General features: G+C 62.7%; 14 protein-coding genes. 13 read left to right on the top strand and 1 reads right to left on the bottom strand.

Going from position 1 to position 15,346, the window contains the following annotated elements; all coding sequences use genetic code 11:
- Positions 1-4: 4 nt before the first annotated feature.
- The 7 genes from AC5P57_RS03640 to AC5P57_RS03610 all read left to right on the top strand — a co-directional run bounded on the left by AC5P57_RS03640 (position 5) and on the right by AC5P57_RS03610 (position 6,384).
- Positions 5-490 (top strand): DUF411 domain-containing protein, encoded by a 486-nt coding sequence (locus AC5P57_RS03640; RefSeq protein WP_013391822.1) that lies wholly within the window; start codon positions 5-7, stop codon positions 488-490.
- Positions 491-523: 33 nt separating this feature from the next.
- A complete protein-coding gene (locus AC5P57_RS03635; RefSeq protein WP_016445096.1) occupies positions 524-796 on the top strand; it encodes a DUF2933 domain-containing protein in 273 nt (90 codons plus the stop codon).
- A gap of 155 nt (positions 797-951) precedes the next feature.
- Positions 952-3,390 carry a heavy metal translocating P-type ATPase gene (locus AC5P57_RS03630; RefSeq protein WP_425460460.1) on the top strand — a complete coding sequence of 813 codons (2,439 nt, stop codon included), beginning with the start codon at positions 952-954 and terminating at the stop codon, positions 3,388-3,390.
- A gap of 141 nt (positions 3,391-3,531) precedes the next feature.
- On the top strand, positions 3,532-3,918 hold the full coding sequence (copC, locus tag AC5P57_RS03625) for a copper homeostasis periplasmic binding protein CopC (protein WP_008063308.1): 387 nt from the start codon (positions 3,532-3,534) through the stop codon (positions 3,916-3,918).
- A gap of 19 nt (positions 3,919-3,937) precedes the next feature.
- A complete protein-coding gene (gene copD, locus AC5P57_RS03620) occupies positions 3,938-4,849 on the top strand; it encodes a copper homeostasis membrane protein CopD (RefSeq protein WP_425483444.1) in 912 nt (303 codons plus the stop codon).
- 128 nt (positions 4,850-4,977) lie between these two features.
- Positions 4,978-5,262 (top strand): CopK family periplasmic copper-binding protein, encoded by a 285-nt coding sequence (locus tag AC5P57_RS03615; RefSeq protein ID WP_003090336.1) that lies wholly within the window; start codon positions 4,978-4,980, stop codon positions 5,260-5,262.
- A 231-nt stretch (positions 5,263-5,493) separates the two neighbouring features.
- Positions 5,494-6,384 (top strand): LysR family transcriptional regulator, encoded by an 891-nt coding sequence (locus tag AC5P57_RS03610; RefSeq protein ID WP_013391826.1) that lies wholly within the window; start codon positions 5,494-5,496, stop codon positions 6,382-6,384.
- Positions 6,385-6,388: 4 nt separating this feature from the next.
- On the opposite strand, the gene AC5P57_RS03605 is transcribed toward AC5P57_RS03610, so the two are convergent.
- The gene (locus tag AC5P57_RS03605; protein ID WP_013391827.1) at positions 6,389-6,694 is read right to left on the bottom strand and encodes a helix-turn-helix domain-containing protein; all 306 of its coding nucleotides are present in this window, start codon (positions 6,692-6,694) and stop codon (positions 6,389-6,391) included.
- A 107-nt stretch (positions 6,695-6,801) separates the two neighbouring features.
- Between AC5P57_RS03605 and AC5P57_RS03600 the strand changes: the two genes are divergently transcribed.
- From AC5P57_RS03600 to AC5P57_RS03575, 6 genes are all read left to right on the top strand, one after another.
- Positions 6,802-7,443 carry a LysR substrate-binding domain-containing protein gene (locus tag AC5P57_RS03600; protein ID WP_013391828.1) on the top strand — a complete coding sequence of 214 codons (642 nt, stop codon included), beginning with the start codon at positions 6,802-6,804 and terminating at the stop codon, positions 7,441-7,443.
- A 286-nt stretch (positions 7,444-7,729) separates the two neighbouring features.
- Complete coding sequence (locus tag AC5P57_RS03595) at positions 7,730-8,041, top strand: hypothetical protein (protein WP_006226245.1); 312 nt, start codon at positions 7,730-7,732, stop codon at positions 8,039-8,041.
- 161 nt (positions 8,042-8,202) lie between these two features.
- On the top strand, positions 8,203-9,171 hold the full coding sequence (locus AC5P57_RS03590; RefSeq protein ID WP_016445093.1) for an IS5 family transposase: 969 nt from the start codon (positions 8,203-8,205) through the stop codon (positions 9,169-9,171).
- Between the two features lie 172 nt (positions 9,172-9,343).
- Positions 9,344-10,579: a TolC family protein gene (locus AC5P57_RS03585; protein WP_013391831.1), complete on the top strand. Its 1,236-nt coding sequence runs from the start codon at positions 9,344-9,346 to the stop codon at positions 10,577-10,579.
- A gap of 15 nt (positions 10,580-10,594) precedes the next feature.
- Positions 10,595-12,106: an efflux RND transporter periplasmic adaptor subunit gene (locus tag AC5P57_RS03580; protein WP_013391832.1), complete on the top strand. Its 1,512-nt coding sequence runs from the start codon at positions 10,595-10,597 to the stop codon at positions 12,104-12,106.
- Positions 12,103-15,222 (top strand): efflux RND transporter permease subunit, encoded by a 3,120-nt coding sequence (locus AC5P57_RS03575; protein WP_016445091.1) that lies wholly within the window; start codon positions 12,103-12,105, stop codon positions 15,220-15,222. Before AC5P57_RS03580 ends, AC5P57_RS03575 begins: the two co-directional genes overlap by 4 nt.
- Positions 15,223-15,346: the final 124 nt, after the last annotated feature.

Raw genomic sequence — 15,346 nt, 5'->3', positions numbered from 1 at the left:
ATCTATGAACATGCACTACGACAGAAGCCAGGGCAAAGTGCCGAGACGCCAGGCATTGATCGCTGGCTTGTTGGTGATGGCACTCGCAGGACCGAGCCTGGCGCAGAGCCGACCGATTGCCAAGGTCTGGAAGGACCCGAGCTGCGGATGCTGCAAGGACTGGGTCTCACACCTGCAAGGCGCAGGCTTCGATGTGCAGGTTCTCGACACCGGGAACACGGCAGCGCGCACGCGGCTGGGCATCCCGCAGAAGTACGGTTCGTGCCACACGGCGCAGATCGGCAGCTATGCCATCGAGGGTCATGTGCCTGCCTCGGACATTCAACGCTTGCTGCGCGAAGCCCCGCAGGCCATCGGCCTTGCGGCGCCCGGCATGCCGGTCGGTTCGCCCGGCATGGATGGTCCGGCCTATGGTGGACGCAAGGACGCCTACGACGTGCTGCTGATCGGGAAAAACGGTAGCAGCACGGTCTATCAGTCGCATCGCTGACCATCCATCAACCCTTCTCCGTGGAGATATGCCATGCAGCATCAGCACACACATACCCCCAGCGATCGTCCCCGGTTCTGGCGATCGCGCTACGGCGTGGCGTTCCTCATCATCGCCGCTGTCGCCGCGTATTTCCTGCTCAAGGAGCACACGGCACATGTTGCCGGCTATCTCCCCTTCCTGCTGCTGGCGGCTTGTCCGCTGATGCACCTGTTCATGCACTGTGGTCACGGCCACGGCGGACACGATCATGCCGCGCGTCAGGGTGAGGAAGGTGCCGCAGCCTCCAAGGAGCAGAAGCAATGAGTCGAGGCACTCGCACCGTGCGAGCACGCGACGCCGCGCTTGTCTCCTTGCGCGCGTGCGGCCTGCTGCGATCACCAGACACCAACGGTTAACGGCGGAGGGCACTTGTCACTATGAATTCACCCAGCAAGTCTTCAGGACATGAGCACGCAGGCATGGCGGCGGGTGCCACAACGTCCGGCACGCATACCCACCACCATCACGCCAGCCATGCTGGAAGTGACGATGCGGGCGGGCCCTCAAGCCACTCGCAGCCCGATGCCTCGACACGAGATCCGGTGTGTGGGATGGCGGTCACGGCGGCGTCGGAGCACCGCTCCACGCACTTGGGGAACACGTACCTGTTTTGCAGCACCGGATGCAAGGCCAAATTCGACGCCGATCCGGCGCGATATGCCAGCGGTGGCGCGGGCATAGGCACAGGCAGCGGCCATGCACCGCATCACCATGCCAGCACCGCGATTTCACCGGCCCCGGCGGCATCGCCAACCGCACCCGGAACAATCTACACCTGCCCGATGCACCCGGAGATCCGCCAGGATCATCCGGGAATCTGCCCCAAGTGCGGGATGACGCTGGAGCCTCTGCTGCCCGACCTCGACGACGACAACCCGGAGTTGCGTGACTTCTCGCGTCGCTTCTGGTGGACCTTGCCGTTGACGCTCGTGGTCCTGGCGCTGGCGATGCTGGGCGAGCGGCTACACCTGATGGACATGGCTACACAGAGCTGGGTCGAGTTGGTGCTGTCGTTGCCGATCGTGCTGTGGGCCGGCTGGCCCTTCTTCTCCCGCGGCTGGCTGTCCGTGGTCAACCGCAGCCCGAACATGTGGACACTGATCGGCCTGGGAACGGGTGCGGCATTCATCTACAGCGTCGTGGCAACCGTTGCGCCGGAAGTGTTTCCAGCTTCCTTCATGTCCATGGGACGGGTCGGCGTGTATTTCGAGGCCGCCGCCGTCATCATCTCGCTGACACTGCTCGGCCAGGTGCTGGAACTCAAGGCGCGCTCCCAGACTTCGGCGGCCATCAAGTCGCTGCTGGGGCTGGCGCCCAAGACCGCGCGGCGCATCAATGCGGACGGCAGCGAGGAAGACGTGCCGCTCAGCCATGTGCACGTCGGCGATCTGCTGCGCATCCGACCCGGCGAGAAGGTGCCGGTGGATGGCATCGTGCACGAGGGCAGCAGCTCGATTGACGAATCCATGCTGACCGGCGAACCGCTGCCCGTAAGCAAGCGCGCGGGCGACAAGGTCATCGGGGCCACACTCAACACCAGCGGCGCGCTGGTCATGCGTTCGGAGCGGATCGGCTCGGACACCGTTCTGTCGCAGATCGTCCAGATGGTCGCCCAGGCGCAGCGTTCCAAGGCGCCGATGCAACGCATGGCCGATGTCGTTGCCGGCTACTTCGTGATGGCCGTCGTTGCCATTGCGGTCACGACGCTCTTTGTATGGGGATTCTTCGGGCCGCAGCCCACCTGGGTCTATGGACTCATCAATGCGGTGGCCGTTCTGATCATCGCCTGCCCGTGCGCGCTGGGTCTGGCCACGCCGATGTCGATCATGGTCGCAACGGGCCGTGGCGCCACGCAGGGCGTGCTATTCCGCGATGCCGCGGCGATCGAGAATCTTCGCAAGGTCGATACCCTCGTCATCGACAAGACAGGAACCCTGACCGAAGGCCGACCTGCTTTCGATCAGGTCGTCGCAGCACCCGGCTTTACGAACGATGAGGTGCTGCGTCTTGCGGCCAGCCTGGACCAGGGCAGTGAACACCCCCTGGCCGACGCCATCGTGCAGGCCGCGCGTGCCCAGGGCCTCCAACTCGTGAAGCCTCAGAGCTTTGAATCGGGAACCGGCATCGGCGTGCGCGGAAAGGTTGAGCACCGGCAACTCGCGTTGGGCAACACAGTGCTGATGGAACAGTCTGGCGTATCGGTGGAACCGCTCGTACCCCAGGCCGAAGCTCTGCGCGGCGAAGGGGCAAGCGTCATGTACTTGGCTGTGGACGGGCAGCTCGCGGGCTTGCTCGCCGTATCCGATCCGGTCAAGGGCAGCACCCCCGAGGCCCTGGCCGCGTTGAAGGCTGCGGGCCTGCGGGTCATCATGGCCACCGGGGACGGGCAGACCACCGCCAAAGCCGTCGGTGCACGCCTAGGCATCGACGAGGTGCATGGTGAGGTCAAGCCGGCGGACAAGCTCATGTTGATCGAGCGGCTGCAGAAAGAAGGACGCATCGTCGCCATGGCCGGAGACGGCATCAACGACGCGCCGGCCTTGGCGAAGGCAGACGTGGGCATCGCCATGGGAACGGGGACCGACGTGGCGATGAACAGCGCCCAGGTCACGCTGGTCAAGGGCGACCTGCGTGGCATCGCTGTCGCTCGCACGCTCTCGGTGAGTACCGTGCGCAACATGAAGCAGAACCTCATGTTCGCCTTCCTCTACAACGCGCTGGGCATCCCCATCGCCGCCGGGGTTCTCTATCCCCTCACGGGCTGGCTGCTGTCGCCGCTGATCGCAGCATTGGCGATGAGCCTGAGTTCGGCGTCGGTCGTTGGCAACGCCTTGCGCCTGAGAGCGAGCCGACTGTGACCGGATTTTCTTTCTGAACCTACAGGAGCCTGCTATCGCCCAGCGAACCGTTTCTTTCGTTCCACGCCGTTGCGAAGGTGCAAGCCTTATCTCGGCACTTCGTTCTTAAACCACTCCTCACACATCAAGGTAGAAATCTCTATGACCCGTTCACATTTCATCGCCAAGCTCGTCGCGCCGATCGCTGCTGGTCTGTTCGCCACCGCCGCATTCGCGCATCCTTCGCTGGTGTCTTCAACGCCAGCCGACAAGTCGCAGGTTTCCGCGCCAGCCACCATCGAGCTGAAGTTCTCCGAAACGCTGGTGCCGCAGTTCTCCGCCGCGAGCCTTGTCATGACTGGCATGCCGGGAATGGCGAGCCATGGCCCGATGAAGATCAACGCCAGCGTCGCGGGTGCCGGCGACGGCAAGACCATGGTCATCACGCCAGCACAGGCGCTCCAGCCCGGCGACTATCGCGTCGAATGGCGTGCCGTCTCCTCGGACACGCATCCGATCACGGGTAACGTCACCTTCAAGGTGAAGTAAGCCCATGGCCGGGGATTGGTTGACCATCGTCCTGCGCCTGGCGCTTTATCTGGACCTGGCGGCGGCGTTTGGCGTCGCCATGTTCGGACTCTATGCTTTGGGCAACGACGAGCGATCCTCGACGATCTCGCGCCGCTATCGCGTCCTCATTGGCGCATCCGCTGCCATCGGCATTGCCCTGTCGATGTGGGGCATGACGGTCATGGCCAAGGCCATGTCCGGCGCCCAAAGCTACGCGGAGCTGTCAACGCACGTTTTCGACATGCTCATTACGGGCACGCACATGGGCATCGCCTGGTGCATTCGCATCCTCGCGCTGTTGGTGTGTGTGCTCGTCGCAATGTTGAAATTGAACGCTACCTTGCGATTTGCAGTGATGGCGCTCTCCACCGGCGTGGCGCTGGCGACCCTTGCGTGGGCAGGCCACGGCGCCATGGACGACGGCGTTCGCGGCTACATCCATCTTGCGTCGGATATCACCCACCTCTGGGCAGCGGGCGCTTGGGTGGGCGCATTGTTGGCGTTCTTGATGCTGGCATCCCACAAGCGGGATGTCGCGCAAGACCCGGTAGCGGTCCTCAGTCGGACGTCGAATGGCTTTGCTCGCATAGGTACAGCGATCGTGGCTGCACTCGTCGTGAGTGGAACTCTCAATTACCTGTTGATCGCCGGACCATCGTTTGATCCGCTCATCTCGACGCTGTATGGCCGGCTGCTGATGGTAAAGCTCCTGCTTTTCGCAGGCATGCTGGCGTTGGCTGCTGCCAATCGGTATCGGTTGAGCCCGAGCCTGGAGGCAGCTTTGAAGGCAGGCAATCGCGCACAGGCAGTCATCAAGCTTAGGCAGAGTCTGTTCACGGAGGCAACCTTGGCCGTTTTGGTTCTGGCGAGCGTTGCATGGCTTGGCATCTTGTCTCCCACTGGAACCTAATCCTTCATGGGCGGCAGATGACAGCGCATGAATTGAATGTAATGCACGGGTAAGCCCTCTGTAGACCGCCTGCTTCTACATTTAACGACGCGGCGCAAGTTGTCGTCGTTTTTACAAAGGAGTCGATCATGAAATCGCAAATTGTCATTGCCGCCCTGTTGAGCGCTCTCTCCGTGCCAGCCTTCGCCGGTCATGCAGCAGCCCAAGCAGCCAAGGAGATGGTTCCCTTGGCTGACGGGGGAACGCTGTACATCTTCAAGGACGGAAAGATGGCACAGGAAAGCCGCTTCGGGCGCGCCGTCTATCTCAATGTCGGGGCTTCGGTGTCGACGAAGGATGGGCGCAACATCGCGATCACCAGCAATGAAGTCGCTCGCCTCGGCTCGCTGCTACAAAAAGAGCACGGCGGATGACGCCGCGGGTGTGCGGTGCTTTTCAAAGCTTCTGCACAGTGTGACAGAGACGCGCGCCCCGATTGGGCGCGCGCGATTGGGACGCGTCACGAGCAACCACGAGCGCTCAAGATGCCAGTTTTTGCGATGTCAAGCGCATCAACTTCCCTGGAATGGATCCAGCCTCCACATCCACCGTGATTCGTCCACGGGACATCTTGCGCGAATGAGAACCTGCGAGGAGCCCGATTTATGGAGTTGCGTCATCTACGATGCTTTGTCGTCTTGGCAGAGGAGTTGCATTTCACGCGGGCGGCCGAGAGGCTGCATATAGAGCAACCCCCCTTGTCTCGCGCGATCAAGGAATTGGAAGATGAGCTTGGGGTCACGCTGTTTGACCGCGACCGCAGGGGTACACGGCTGACCGTGGCGGGGGCGGCATTCTTGCAGGACACCCGCCGACTCTTCACTGTCCTGGAGCAAGCGCGTGAGAATGCCAGAGCCATTGCCGCGGGCCTGAGGGGCAGCCTGCGCATTGCAATTTCCGATGGTGCGATGGACCCACGACTATCGGCGTTCCTAGCTCGTTGCCGCGCGGAAGAGCCCGAGGTCGAGATACGTCTCTCCGAGGTACCGCTGACCGAGCAGATACGGGGCCTACGGTCTGGCGACTTCACGATCGGATTTGCACACGCGGCGGATGTTGGCGAAGGCATCGTGGCTGAACCGATCTGGCGAGACCCGATTGTGATCGCCGTGCCAGCGCGGCACTCGCTTCTTGCGCACAAGCAAGTTCCGCTCAACGAACTTCAGGGTCACCCACTGGTTCTGTGCGACAAACTGGCCTGCGAAGGCTACTGCCGAGAACTAAATCGGCTGCTACAGGTTCTGGAACACAGGCTCAACGTTGTCGAAGAAGTGTCGTCGCTGGACATGATGCTAACGCTGGTCGGCGCAGGCTATGGGATTGGTTTCATGACAGCGACCAAGATTCCCATCAGCCAGAGGCCGGACGTGGTGATTCGCCCTCTGGCGCAGGACACGGCGGTAATCACAACCTATCTGCTTCGGCCAGAAAGCAGCAACTCATCGGTTTCGCTGGATCGCTTCATGGAACGTCTGCGAGGACCTCCGGATGACTAAAGCGTCAATGCCCATCTGAATCGTGCGCCGCAGCACGAAGATTGCGTTCGGCTGCGCTGACGAGTTCCGCAGCACTAAGCTTGAGTCCGGCGGCGATTCTTAAGATCAGAGCGAGAGTGGGCATGTGCTCCCCACGCTCTATTTTGCCCATGTGCGATCGCTCGATCCCTGCTTTCGCAGCCAGTTCTTCCTGAGCAATACCTTGCGTCAGGCGGGCGACACGAACGGCCGCTCCGAATGCCAACGCTGGCTCGGCGTCGAAAGTGGTAGTGCCTGGGGGACGGCCTCGTCGGACAGTTCGCTTCTCCATCCTTGGAAGCGTCGAACAGTCCCGACAATTTAACCACGTTAAGTTTAACTCAAACTAGCTATCATGAAGACTTTCCATCCTTGTCTTATCGCTTCTTGGGGCCTCTCATGCACGACGCCACCAGCCCACGCCCACAGCTCAGGCTCGCCATAGCGCCTGGTGTGGCCTCTTCGAACCTAGCTGCATTGCTTGCCCTGCAGCGCGCGGAGGAGCCCGAAGTTTTTATGGAATTTAATGAGGTTACGACGAGCGATCTCATTACAGGCCTCTACAAACGGCGCTTCGACGTCGGCCTTTCTCTGAAGCAGGTGAGCGATTCTTCGCTGAAGAGTCTTTCTCTTTGGTTTGAGGCGACAGCTCTTGCCACGCCGCTGGGATACCCACTGCTCCGGCAGCAGTCAATCAGAATAGACGAACTTAAGGAGCACTCCGTGTTTCGATGGAAGGCCGAATATTCTCCTTCGCTGGACCAGTACCTGTCCTCCATGTCATCAACGGAAAGGCCGAATGTCCAGCATGTCAGTTCTTTTGAGATGTTGTTGCTCTGGGTCGCAGCTGGATATGGCGTAGGGATTTCTTCGCGATCACGCATCGAAACCGCTAGCCAGTGCGGAATCTGCACGCGTCCAATAGCCGATGGCCCCTACGAGGTCATTACGCACCTGCAGCGACTCTCGGGACAGACGAATCTTGTAGCTGATCGATTTGAGCTTAGAGCCTTGCGAGTTGCCGAGGCGCGTAAAGCATGACAGCCACGTGCGGTGCCCGCCCTTGCCGGTGGATTTGCAGTGGATGCCGGTTCGGGCCAAGGCGCCGTCCAGACGCATCAATTCATCCTGGAAACTGACCTTGATCAATTCAACTCCCCACAACTTCCAATAGTATGTCCACATGATCGGCTTAAGGCGCCTTCTCGCAAGATGGAGCCGCTGGATTACCAGCGGCCTAGTCGTAACCTTGCTTTTCTCGCAGGTTGCGATGGCGATGTACGTCTGTCCCAAGCCAGACCCGAGGGCATCTGTGGAAACCACGCAAATGCGTGCCACGATCTCGATGCAGCAGGCTGACAAGTTGCCAATGTCGGATTGCACCGGCATGCCTGATTCCATGGACAGCGAAGCGCCACAGTTGTGCCACGCTCATTGCAGTGGCGATCGGGAGTCGGCGCTTTCATGGCAGGGGCTGGACATTCAGTTTCTCGCGGCGCACGTGATGTGGCTCGCCAACTCGCTGCCCGGGTTGGTTCTCGACCGGGTAGCCCTCAGGCGGCACGTTACCTACATTCCTCCCAATCCCCGCGCGGGCTTTCCGCCGATCTACCTCACGTTCCAAGTCCTGCGGAATTGATTTATGTGTCCGTGCTCGCCGCGCACCGATGCGGCAGACCACGTGATTTCGTGAACACCAATTCCGAGGACAACCATGTTTACTCCCTTTTTTGGCGCCCCCGAGGGATGCTCTGAACAATTCCTCGGCGACAATAGCGCAAGGTTCGACGGATGACGACGATGCAGCTGAGCTTCGGGGACGCGGAACACACGGGCAAGCGGAAGAAGACGCGACGCGAGATCTTCCTGGCGGAGATGGAGCAGGTTGTGCCGTGGAACGCATTGCTGGCGCTGATCGCACCGCACTACCCGAAGATGGGCCAGCGTGGCCGGCAGCCGTACGCGCTGGCGACGATGCTGCGCATCCACTTCCTGCAGCAGTGGTACGCGCTCAGTGACCCGGCCATGGAAGAGGCGCTGTACGACACGGCGGTGATGCGCCGCTTCGCCCGCCTCAGCGGGCTGGACAACATTCCGGACGAGACCACGATCTTCAGCTTCCGCCGGCTGCTGGAGACGCATGATCTGGCGCCGCAGCTCCTGGAGCGCGTGAACGCGCACCTGGCGCGCAAGGGCCAGAGCTTGAAGGCCGGCACGATCGTGGACGCCACGATCATCGCGGCGCCGAGTTCGACCAAGAACAGGGACGGCAAGCGCGATCCGGAGATGCACCAGACGAAGAAGGGCAACCAGTGGCACTTCGGGATGAAGGCGCACATTGGCGTGGACGAGGAGTCGGGCCTGGTGCACCACGTGGAGTGCACGGCGGCGAACGTCAACGACGTGACGCAGGTGCACAAGCTGCTGCACGGCAAGGAAGACACAATCTGCGGCGACAGCGGCTACACGGGCGCGGACAAGCGCGAGGAGCTGCAAGGCGTGGAGGCTGCGTTCTGGATCGCGGAGAAGCCGTCGAAGCTTCGTGCGATGAAGAACAAGCGTGATCGCAAATACGCCGAACGCTGGGAGCACTTCAAGGCCAGCCTGCGGGCGAAGGTGGAGCATCCGTTCCGAGTGGTGAAGCGGCAGTTCGGTTACACCAAGGTGCGCTATCGCGGGTTGGCGAAGAACACGGCGCAGGTGTTGACGCTGTTCGCGCTGTCGAATCTGTGGATGGCGCGGCGACGTCTGTTGCTGCCGACGGGGTAAATCCGTCTGTTGGACGGGGAAAGCCGTCGAAAAGCGTCAGAAACGGCGCAAAATCCATCATATCGAGGTCGACTTGGCGCCTTGACGCTGAAATCCAAGCATCAGAGCGCTTTGATCAGACCTTCCCGAGGGGCGCCCGTCAGCGTACGGCCGAGGCACAACGCCGGCCTCGATGCGATTGCATCGTCTGAAAGCTATCAGCATCGCGTTGGCAGGCAGTGCGCTTGTTTCGCCTGTGGCCTACGCCCTCGATTTTGCTGAGGCACGCCTTATCGCGGAGCAGCAGAGCCCGCGCATAAGCGCGCAGCAGTTGCAGGTCAACGTCGCCGAATCCGTGCAGAAGGCAGCAGGCTCGCTGCCCGACCCCAAGCTCTCGCTCGGCATCGAAAACTATCCCATCAGCGGCATGGATCGCTGGAGCATGACGCGCGAATCCATGACGATGCAGCGCCTGGCGCTCATGCAGGAAGTGCCCAACAGGGCCAAGCGCGACGCCCAGGTCGCCAGTGCGCAGGCGCGTGTGGATCGAGAGCGCGCGGCGCTGGTTTTGCAGCGATTGCAGATCCGCCAGGAACTCAGCCTGGCGTGGATCGCCGCGCAGGCGGTGGAGCAACGGGAGATACTGCTGACGGAACTGCTCGCGGAGAACCAGCGCCTGCAAGACAGTCTCCCCGCTCGCGTCGCCGGCGGCACGGCCCAGACTGGCGACCTGTTGGTCGCGCAACAGGAGGCGCTGACACTCACGGACCGCCGTGACGATCTACAGCGGGACCGGGCCAAGGCCAGGGCCGCATTGCGGCGCTGGGTGGGCTCCAGGGCCGACGAAGCACTGCAAGGCGATCCAGGCCCGCTCACTCACCCCGTCGCGCAACTGCGCACAGAACTGGCGAATCACGCGGAGCTTGAACTCTATCCGGCGATGCAAAGCATGGCCCGGGCCGAGTCCCGCGAAGCCCAATCAGAGACCCGCGGCGATTGGGCCTGGGAGATTGCCTATAGCCGGCGGGATCGCCGATGGGGCGACATGGTGTCATTCCAGGTGACATTCGATCTGCCATGGCAGAAGGATCGACGCCAAGTGCCCATGATCGAGGCAAAACGGCACGAGTTGGAGCGTCTGGACGCCGAACGCGAAGACGTGGCGCGGCGTCATTTGCAGGAGCTGGACGACAGCGCCGCCGAACTCCAAGCGTTGAACAGCCAGATCGACCGCCTGCAGACCGCAGGCTTGCAGCTGGTACGGAACCGAGCGGCGCTTGCGTTGAGCAACTACCGATCCGCCAAGGGGGACCTGAGCGCTGTGCTCAGTGCACGCGCCCAGGTACTGGAGACGCGCATGCGTCTGATCGACCTCGGAGCGCAGCGCGACAGCCTCGTCGCCCGACTGAACAGCCTGATCGCGGACTGAGTGGAGACCCTCGCCATGAACACCTCTTCGAGAAACATCCTTGCCGGCTTGACGCTGATTGCTGCCGGTATTGCCGTTGGATGGAGCGTCGCCCAATGGCGCGCCGGCCACCTCAGCGGCTCCCCCGCTGCCACCATTGCAAGTGCTCCGACCGAGCGCAAGGTGCTGTATTGGTACGACCCGATGGTGCCGGCCCAGAAGTTCGACAAGCCCGGCAAATCGCCCTACATGGACATGGCGTTGATGCCGAAGTACGCAGATGAAGACACTCAGGACAGCACGGGCCTGAGCGTGTCGGCGCAAGCGGTGCAAGCCCTGGGCCTGCGTACAACCGAAGTCGTGCAAGGCAAGATCGGCGCAGATGTGAACGTCGTGGGCACCGTGCTGCTCAACGACCGCGACGTCAGCATCGTGCAGGCGCGGACCGCTGGCTTCGTCGAGCGTGTCTACGCACGGGCTGCGGGCGACGTGATCGCAGCAGGGGCACCGCTGCCTGACCTATTGCTGCCGGAGTGGATCGCCGCACAGCGCGAGTTTCTCTCGGTTCGCGCGATGGGCGACGCACCGTTGACCGCAGCTGCCCGCCAACGGCTGCTGCTGCTCGGCATGCCGCAAGCCCTGATCGCCCAGGTGGAGCGCACAGGCGAGCCCAAGGGGCTGTACACGGTCACAACACCTCAAGGCGGCTTGGTGGCCGAACTGATGGTGCGTCAGGGCATGACGGTTTCCGCCGGGGAAAGCCTGGCCCGGGTGAATGGCTTGGCCACGGTGTGGATCGAAGCGGCTGTCCCCGAAGCACAAAGCGGGCCATTGCAGGTCGGCCAAACGGCGCAGGTCCGGCTGGCGGCGTTTCCCGGTGAAGTGCTCCAGGCGCGCATCGTGAGCATCCTGCCCGAAGCCAACCGCGACACCCGTACGGTGCGAGTGCGGCTTGAAATGGCCAATCCCGGCCAGCGCCTGAAGGCCGGCATGTCCGGCCAGATCGCGCTCAAAGGCAACGAACAGCCCGCGCTGCTTGTTCCCAGCGAGGCGGTCATCCGCACCGGCAAGCGCGCACTGGCCTATGTGGTCGATGGACCCGGCAAGTTCCATCCCGTGGAGGTCCAGGTGGGCGCGGAGGTAGGCGATCAACTGGTGGTCAACGGCGGGCTCGCGGCGGGACAGCAGGTGGTGGCCTCGGCGCAGTTCCTGATCGATTCGGAAGCCAGCCTGCGGGGCGTGCTGCCTGCAGGTGCCGCGGCGTCCGCGCCTGCATCGCCGCACAACGGGCACGGCACCTCGTCGCCACCGGCCGCGGCCACCAACGCTTTCGTGGTGCGCGGCGTGATCGAGGAGATGTCGCCCACCGAGCTGACGCTGGCGCACGAGGCCGTGCCAGCCCTCCAATGGCCGGCCATGACCATGGGCTTCAAGCTGAGCAGCCCGCAGCTCGCCGCGGGTCTTTCGGTTCGGCAGCAGGTGCGATTCACCTTCTCCAAGCAAGGTGAGGACTACGTGATCACCGCCATCGAAAAGGTGCAGCCATGATCGCCAAACTGATTCGATGGTCGGTGGCCAATCGCTTCCTGGTGCTGCTGGCCACCGCCATGCTCACGGCATGGGGCGTGTGGGGCGTTCGCAGCACGCCCGTGGATGCGCTGCCGGACTTGTCAGACGTGCAGGTCATCATTCGCACCAACTACCCAGGACAGGCGCCGCAGATCGTCGAGAACCAGGTCACCTACCCGTTGGCCACCACCATGCTGTCGGTGCCAGGGGCCAAGACCGTGCGCGGCTTCTCGTTCTTTGGCGACTCGTTCGTCTATGTCTTGTTCGAGGACGGAACCGACCTGTACTGGGCCCGCTCACGGGTACTGGAATACCTGAACCAGGTCCAGGGCCGATTGCCCGCCACGGCGAAGCCGGCCCTGGGTCCGGACGCCACAGGCGTCGGCTGGATCTTCCAGTACGCGCTCGTGGATCGCACGGGCAAGAACGATCTGGCGCAACTGCGTGCGTTGCAGGACTGGTTCCTGAAGTTCGAACTCAAGAGCCTGCCCAACGTGGCCGAAGTGGCATCGGTGGGGGGCATGGTCAAGCAGTACCAGGTCGTGCTCGACCCGATCAAGTTGGCGTCCTATGGCCTCAGTCAGGCTCAAGTCCGCGATGCCCTGATGGGGGCCAACCAGGAGACCGGCGGCTCCGTCCTGGAATTGTCAGGCGCGGAGTACATGGTCCGCGCGAGCGGATACCTCAAGACCCTGGACGAGTTCCGGGAGATCCCCTTGACGGCACGCGGCGGTGTGCCGGTGCGGCTGGGGGATGTGGCGACGCTCCAGATAGGCCCGGAGATGCGGCGTGGCATTGCCGAACTCGACGGAGAAGGCGAGGTCGCCGGCGGCGTGGTGGTGCTGCGCTCCGGCAAGAATGCCCAGGAGACGATCGCTGCCGTCAAGGCCAAGCTCGCGGAGCTGCAGGGCAGCCTGCCGCCGGGCGTCGAGATCGTCACCAGCTACGACCGCAGCGCGCTGATCGAGCGGGCCATTCGCAATCTCACGACCAAGCTGGGCGAAGAGTTTCTGGTGGTGGCGCTGGTCTGCGCACTGTTCCTTTGGCATCTTCGTTCTGCGCTGGTGGCCATCATCTCGCTACCTCTGGGCGTGATGACGGCGTTCCTGGTCATGCGCTACCAGGGCATCAACGCCAACATCATGTCGCTGGGGGGGATTGCCATCGCCGTGGGGGCGATGGTGGATGCAGCGGTGGTGATGATCGAGAACGCCCACAAGAAGCTGGAGGCTTGGCAGCACGCGCACCCGGATCAACGACTGCAGGGCAAGGAACGGTGGGACGTGATCACACAGGCCGCAGAGGAAGTCGGTCCTGCGCTCTTCTTCTCGCTGCTCATCATCACGCTCTCGTTCATCCCGGTCTTCACCCTAGAAGCGCAGGAAGGCCGGCTGTTCGGCCCGCTGGCGTTCACCAAGACCTACGCGATGGCCGCGGCCGCAGGGCTGTCAGTGACGCTGATTCCCGTACTCATGGGCTACTGGATTCGCGGGCGTATCCCGGATGAGCAGAAGAACCCCATCACCCGCATCCTGATTGCAGCCTACCGGCCAGCACTGGAGTGGGTACTGCGCCGGCCTAAGGCGACGCTGCTGATCGCCGTGCTGGCCTTGGCGACCACGGCCTGGCCCTTGGCGCGGCTCGGCGGTGAGTTTCTGCCGAGGTTGGACGAAGGGGACCTGCTCTACATGCCCTCGGCCCTGCCGGGACTCTCGGCGCAGCGCGCCACGGAGTTGCTGCAGCTGAGCAACCGCATGATCAAGACCGTACCTGAAGTGGACAAGGTGTTCGGCAAGGCAGGACGGGCCGAAACTGCGACCGATCCGGCGCCCCTTGAGATGTTCGAGACCACGGTGAAGCTCAAGCCCAGGGAACAATGGCGTCCAGGCATGACGCCCGAGAAGCTCGTGGAAGAGCTGGATCGTGCCGTGAAGATCCCGGGCCTGTCCAATATCTGGATTCCCCCTATCCGCAATCGCATCGACATGCTGGCTACCGGCATCAAGAGCCCGATCGGGGTGAAGGTGACCGGCAACGACCTGGGCGTGATCGATCGCATCGCTGCAGAGGTCGAGCAGGTCGCCAAGGGCATTCCCGGCGTGACGTCATCCCTCGCGGAGCGCTTGACGGGCGGGCGCTACGTGGATGTTCAGATCGACCGCGTAGCCGCCGGTCGCTACGGCCTGAACATCGCCGATGTCCAGGCCGTCATCGCCGGCGCGGTGGGTGGCGAAAACGTCTCGGAAACGGTCGAGGGGCTTGCCCGCTTTCCGATCAATCTGCGCTACGCGCGAGAATGGCGTGATTCACCACAACGGCTGGCAGAACTACCCATCTTCACGCCGATGGGTCAGCAGATCACGTTGGGGACCGTGGCACGCATCGCGATCACCGATGGGCCGCCCATGCTCAAGAGCGAGAACGCACGGCCCTCCGGTTGGGTCTATGTCGATGTGCGCGGCCGTGATCTAGCCTCGGTGGCCAACGAACTGCGCGATGCCATCGGGCAGCAGGTCAAGCTGGAGCCGGGTGTGAGCATCACCTACTCCGGGCAGTTCGAATACATGGAGCGGGCCAATGCACGCCTGAAGGTTGTGGTGCCTGCCACCCTGTTGATCATCTTCGTTCTGTTGTACCTGACCTTCGCGCGTGTGGACGAAGCGGGCTTGATCATGGCGACCTTGCCCTTCGCGCTCACGGGGGGCATCTGGTTCCTGTACCTGCTGAACTACAACCTGTCCATCGCCACCGGCGTGGGATTCATCGCGCTGGCAGGTGTGGCGGCGGAGTTCGGCGTGGTGATGCTCATCTATCTGAAGCAGGCCTTGGCGGAACGTTGCCCCGATGGACGCGACCCGACGCGAGAAGAACTGCTCGATGCGATCCGGGAGGGTGCCGTGCTGCGCGTGCGGCCCAAGGCGATGACCGTCGCCGTCATCCTGGCGGGCCTGGTACCCATTGTCTGGAGCAGCGGTACGGGCTCGGAGGTCATGAGCCGCATCGCAGCCCCGATGCTTGGAGGGATGGTGACCGCTCCGTTGCTGTCGCTCTTCGTGATTCCGGCTGCCTACATGCTGATGCGTAAGCCGCGCTAACGTTGCAACGCGGCAGGGTCTCATAACCAAGGCCCTGCCGTTTCCGGTGCGGCCTATCGGCACCCGAGCGAATAACCATTCGACACATGCGCTTTAGCCGGCGTAAGAACTGGCCGAAGGCGCG

Source organism: Stenotrophomonas sp. YJH_SMC_79 (genome assembly GCF_059367995.1).
Note: the sequence above shows the minus strand (reverse complement) of the source record. Positions and strands in the feature narration are given on the sequence as shown.

Coding starts and splice junctions, on each gene's coding strand:
- AC5P57_RS03640 (WP_013391822.1), top strand. CDS start 5: ATGAACATGCACTACGACAGAAGCCAGGGCAAAGTGCCGAGACGCCAG.
- AC5P57_RS03635 (WP_016445096.1), top strand. CDS start 524: ATGCAGCATCAGCACACACATACCCCCAGCGATCGTCCCCGGTTCTGG.
- AC5P57_RS03630 (WP_425460460.1), top strand. CDS start 952: ATGGCGGCGGGTGCCACAACGTCCGGCACGCATACCCACCACCATCAC.
- copC (WP_008063308.1), top strand. CDS start 3,532: ATGACCCGTTCACATTTCATCGCCAAGCTCGTCGCGCCGATCGCTGCT.
- AC5P57_RS03615 (WP_003090336.1), top strand. CDS start 4,978: ATGAAATCGCAAATTGTCATTGCCGCCCTGTTGAGCGCTCTCTCCGTG.
- AC5P57_RS03610 (WP_013391826.1), top strand. CDS start 5,494: ATGGAGTTGCGTCATCTACGATGCTTTGTCGTCTTGGCAGAGGAGTTG.
- AC5P57_RS03605 (WP_013391827.1), bottom strand. CDS start 6,694: ATGGAGAAGCGAACTGTCCGACGAGGCCGTCCCCCAGGCACTACCACT.
- AC5P57_RS03600 (WP_013391828.1), top strand. CDS start 6,802: ATGCACGACGCCACCAGCCCACGCCCACAGCTCAGGCTCGCCATAGCG.
- AC5P57_RS03595 (WP_006226245.1), top strand. CDS start 7,730: ATGCGTGCCACGATCTCGATGCAGCAGGCTGACAAGTTGCCAATGTCG.
- AC5P57_RS03590 (WP_016445093.1), top strand. CDS start 8,203: ATGCAGCTGAGCTTCGGGGACGCGGAACACACGGGCAAGCGGAAGAAG.
- AC5P57_RS03585 (WP_013391831.1), top strand. CDS start 9,344: ATGCGATTGCATCGTCTGAAAGCTATCAGCATCGCGTTGGCAGGCAGT.
- AC5P57_RS03580 (WP_013391832.1), top strand. CDS start 10,595: ATGAACACCTCTTCGAGAAACATCCTTGCCGGCTTGACGCTGATTGCT.
- AC5P57_RS03575 (WP_016445091.1), top strand. CDS start 12,103: ATGATCGCCAAACTGATTCGATGGTCGGTGGCCAATCGCTTCCTGGTG.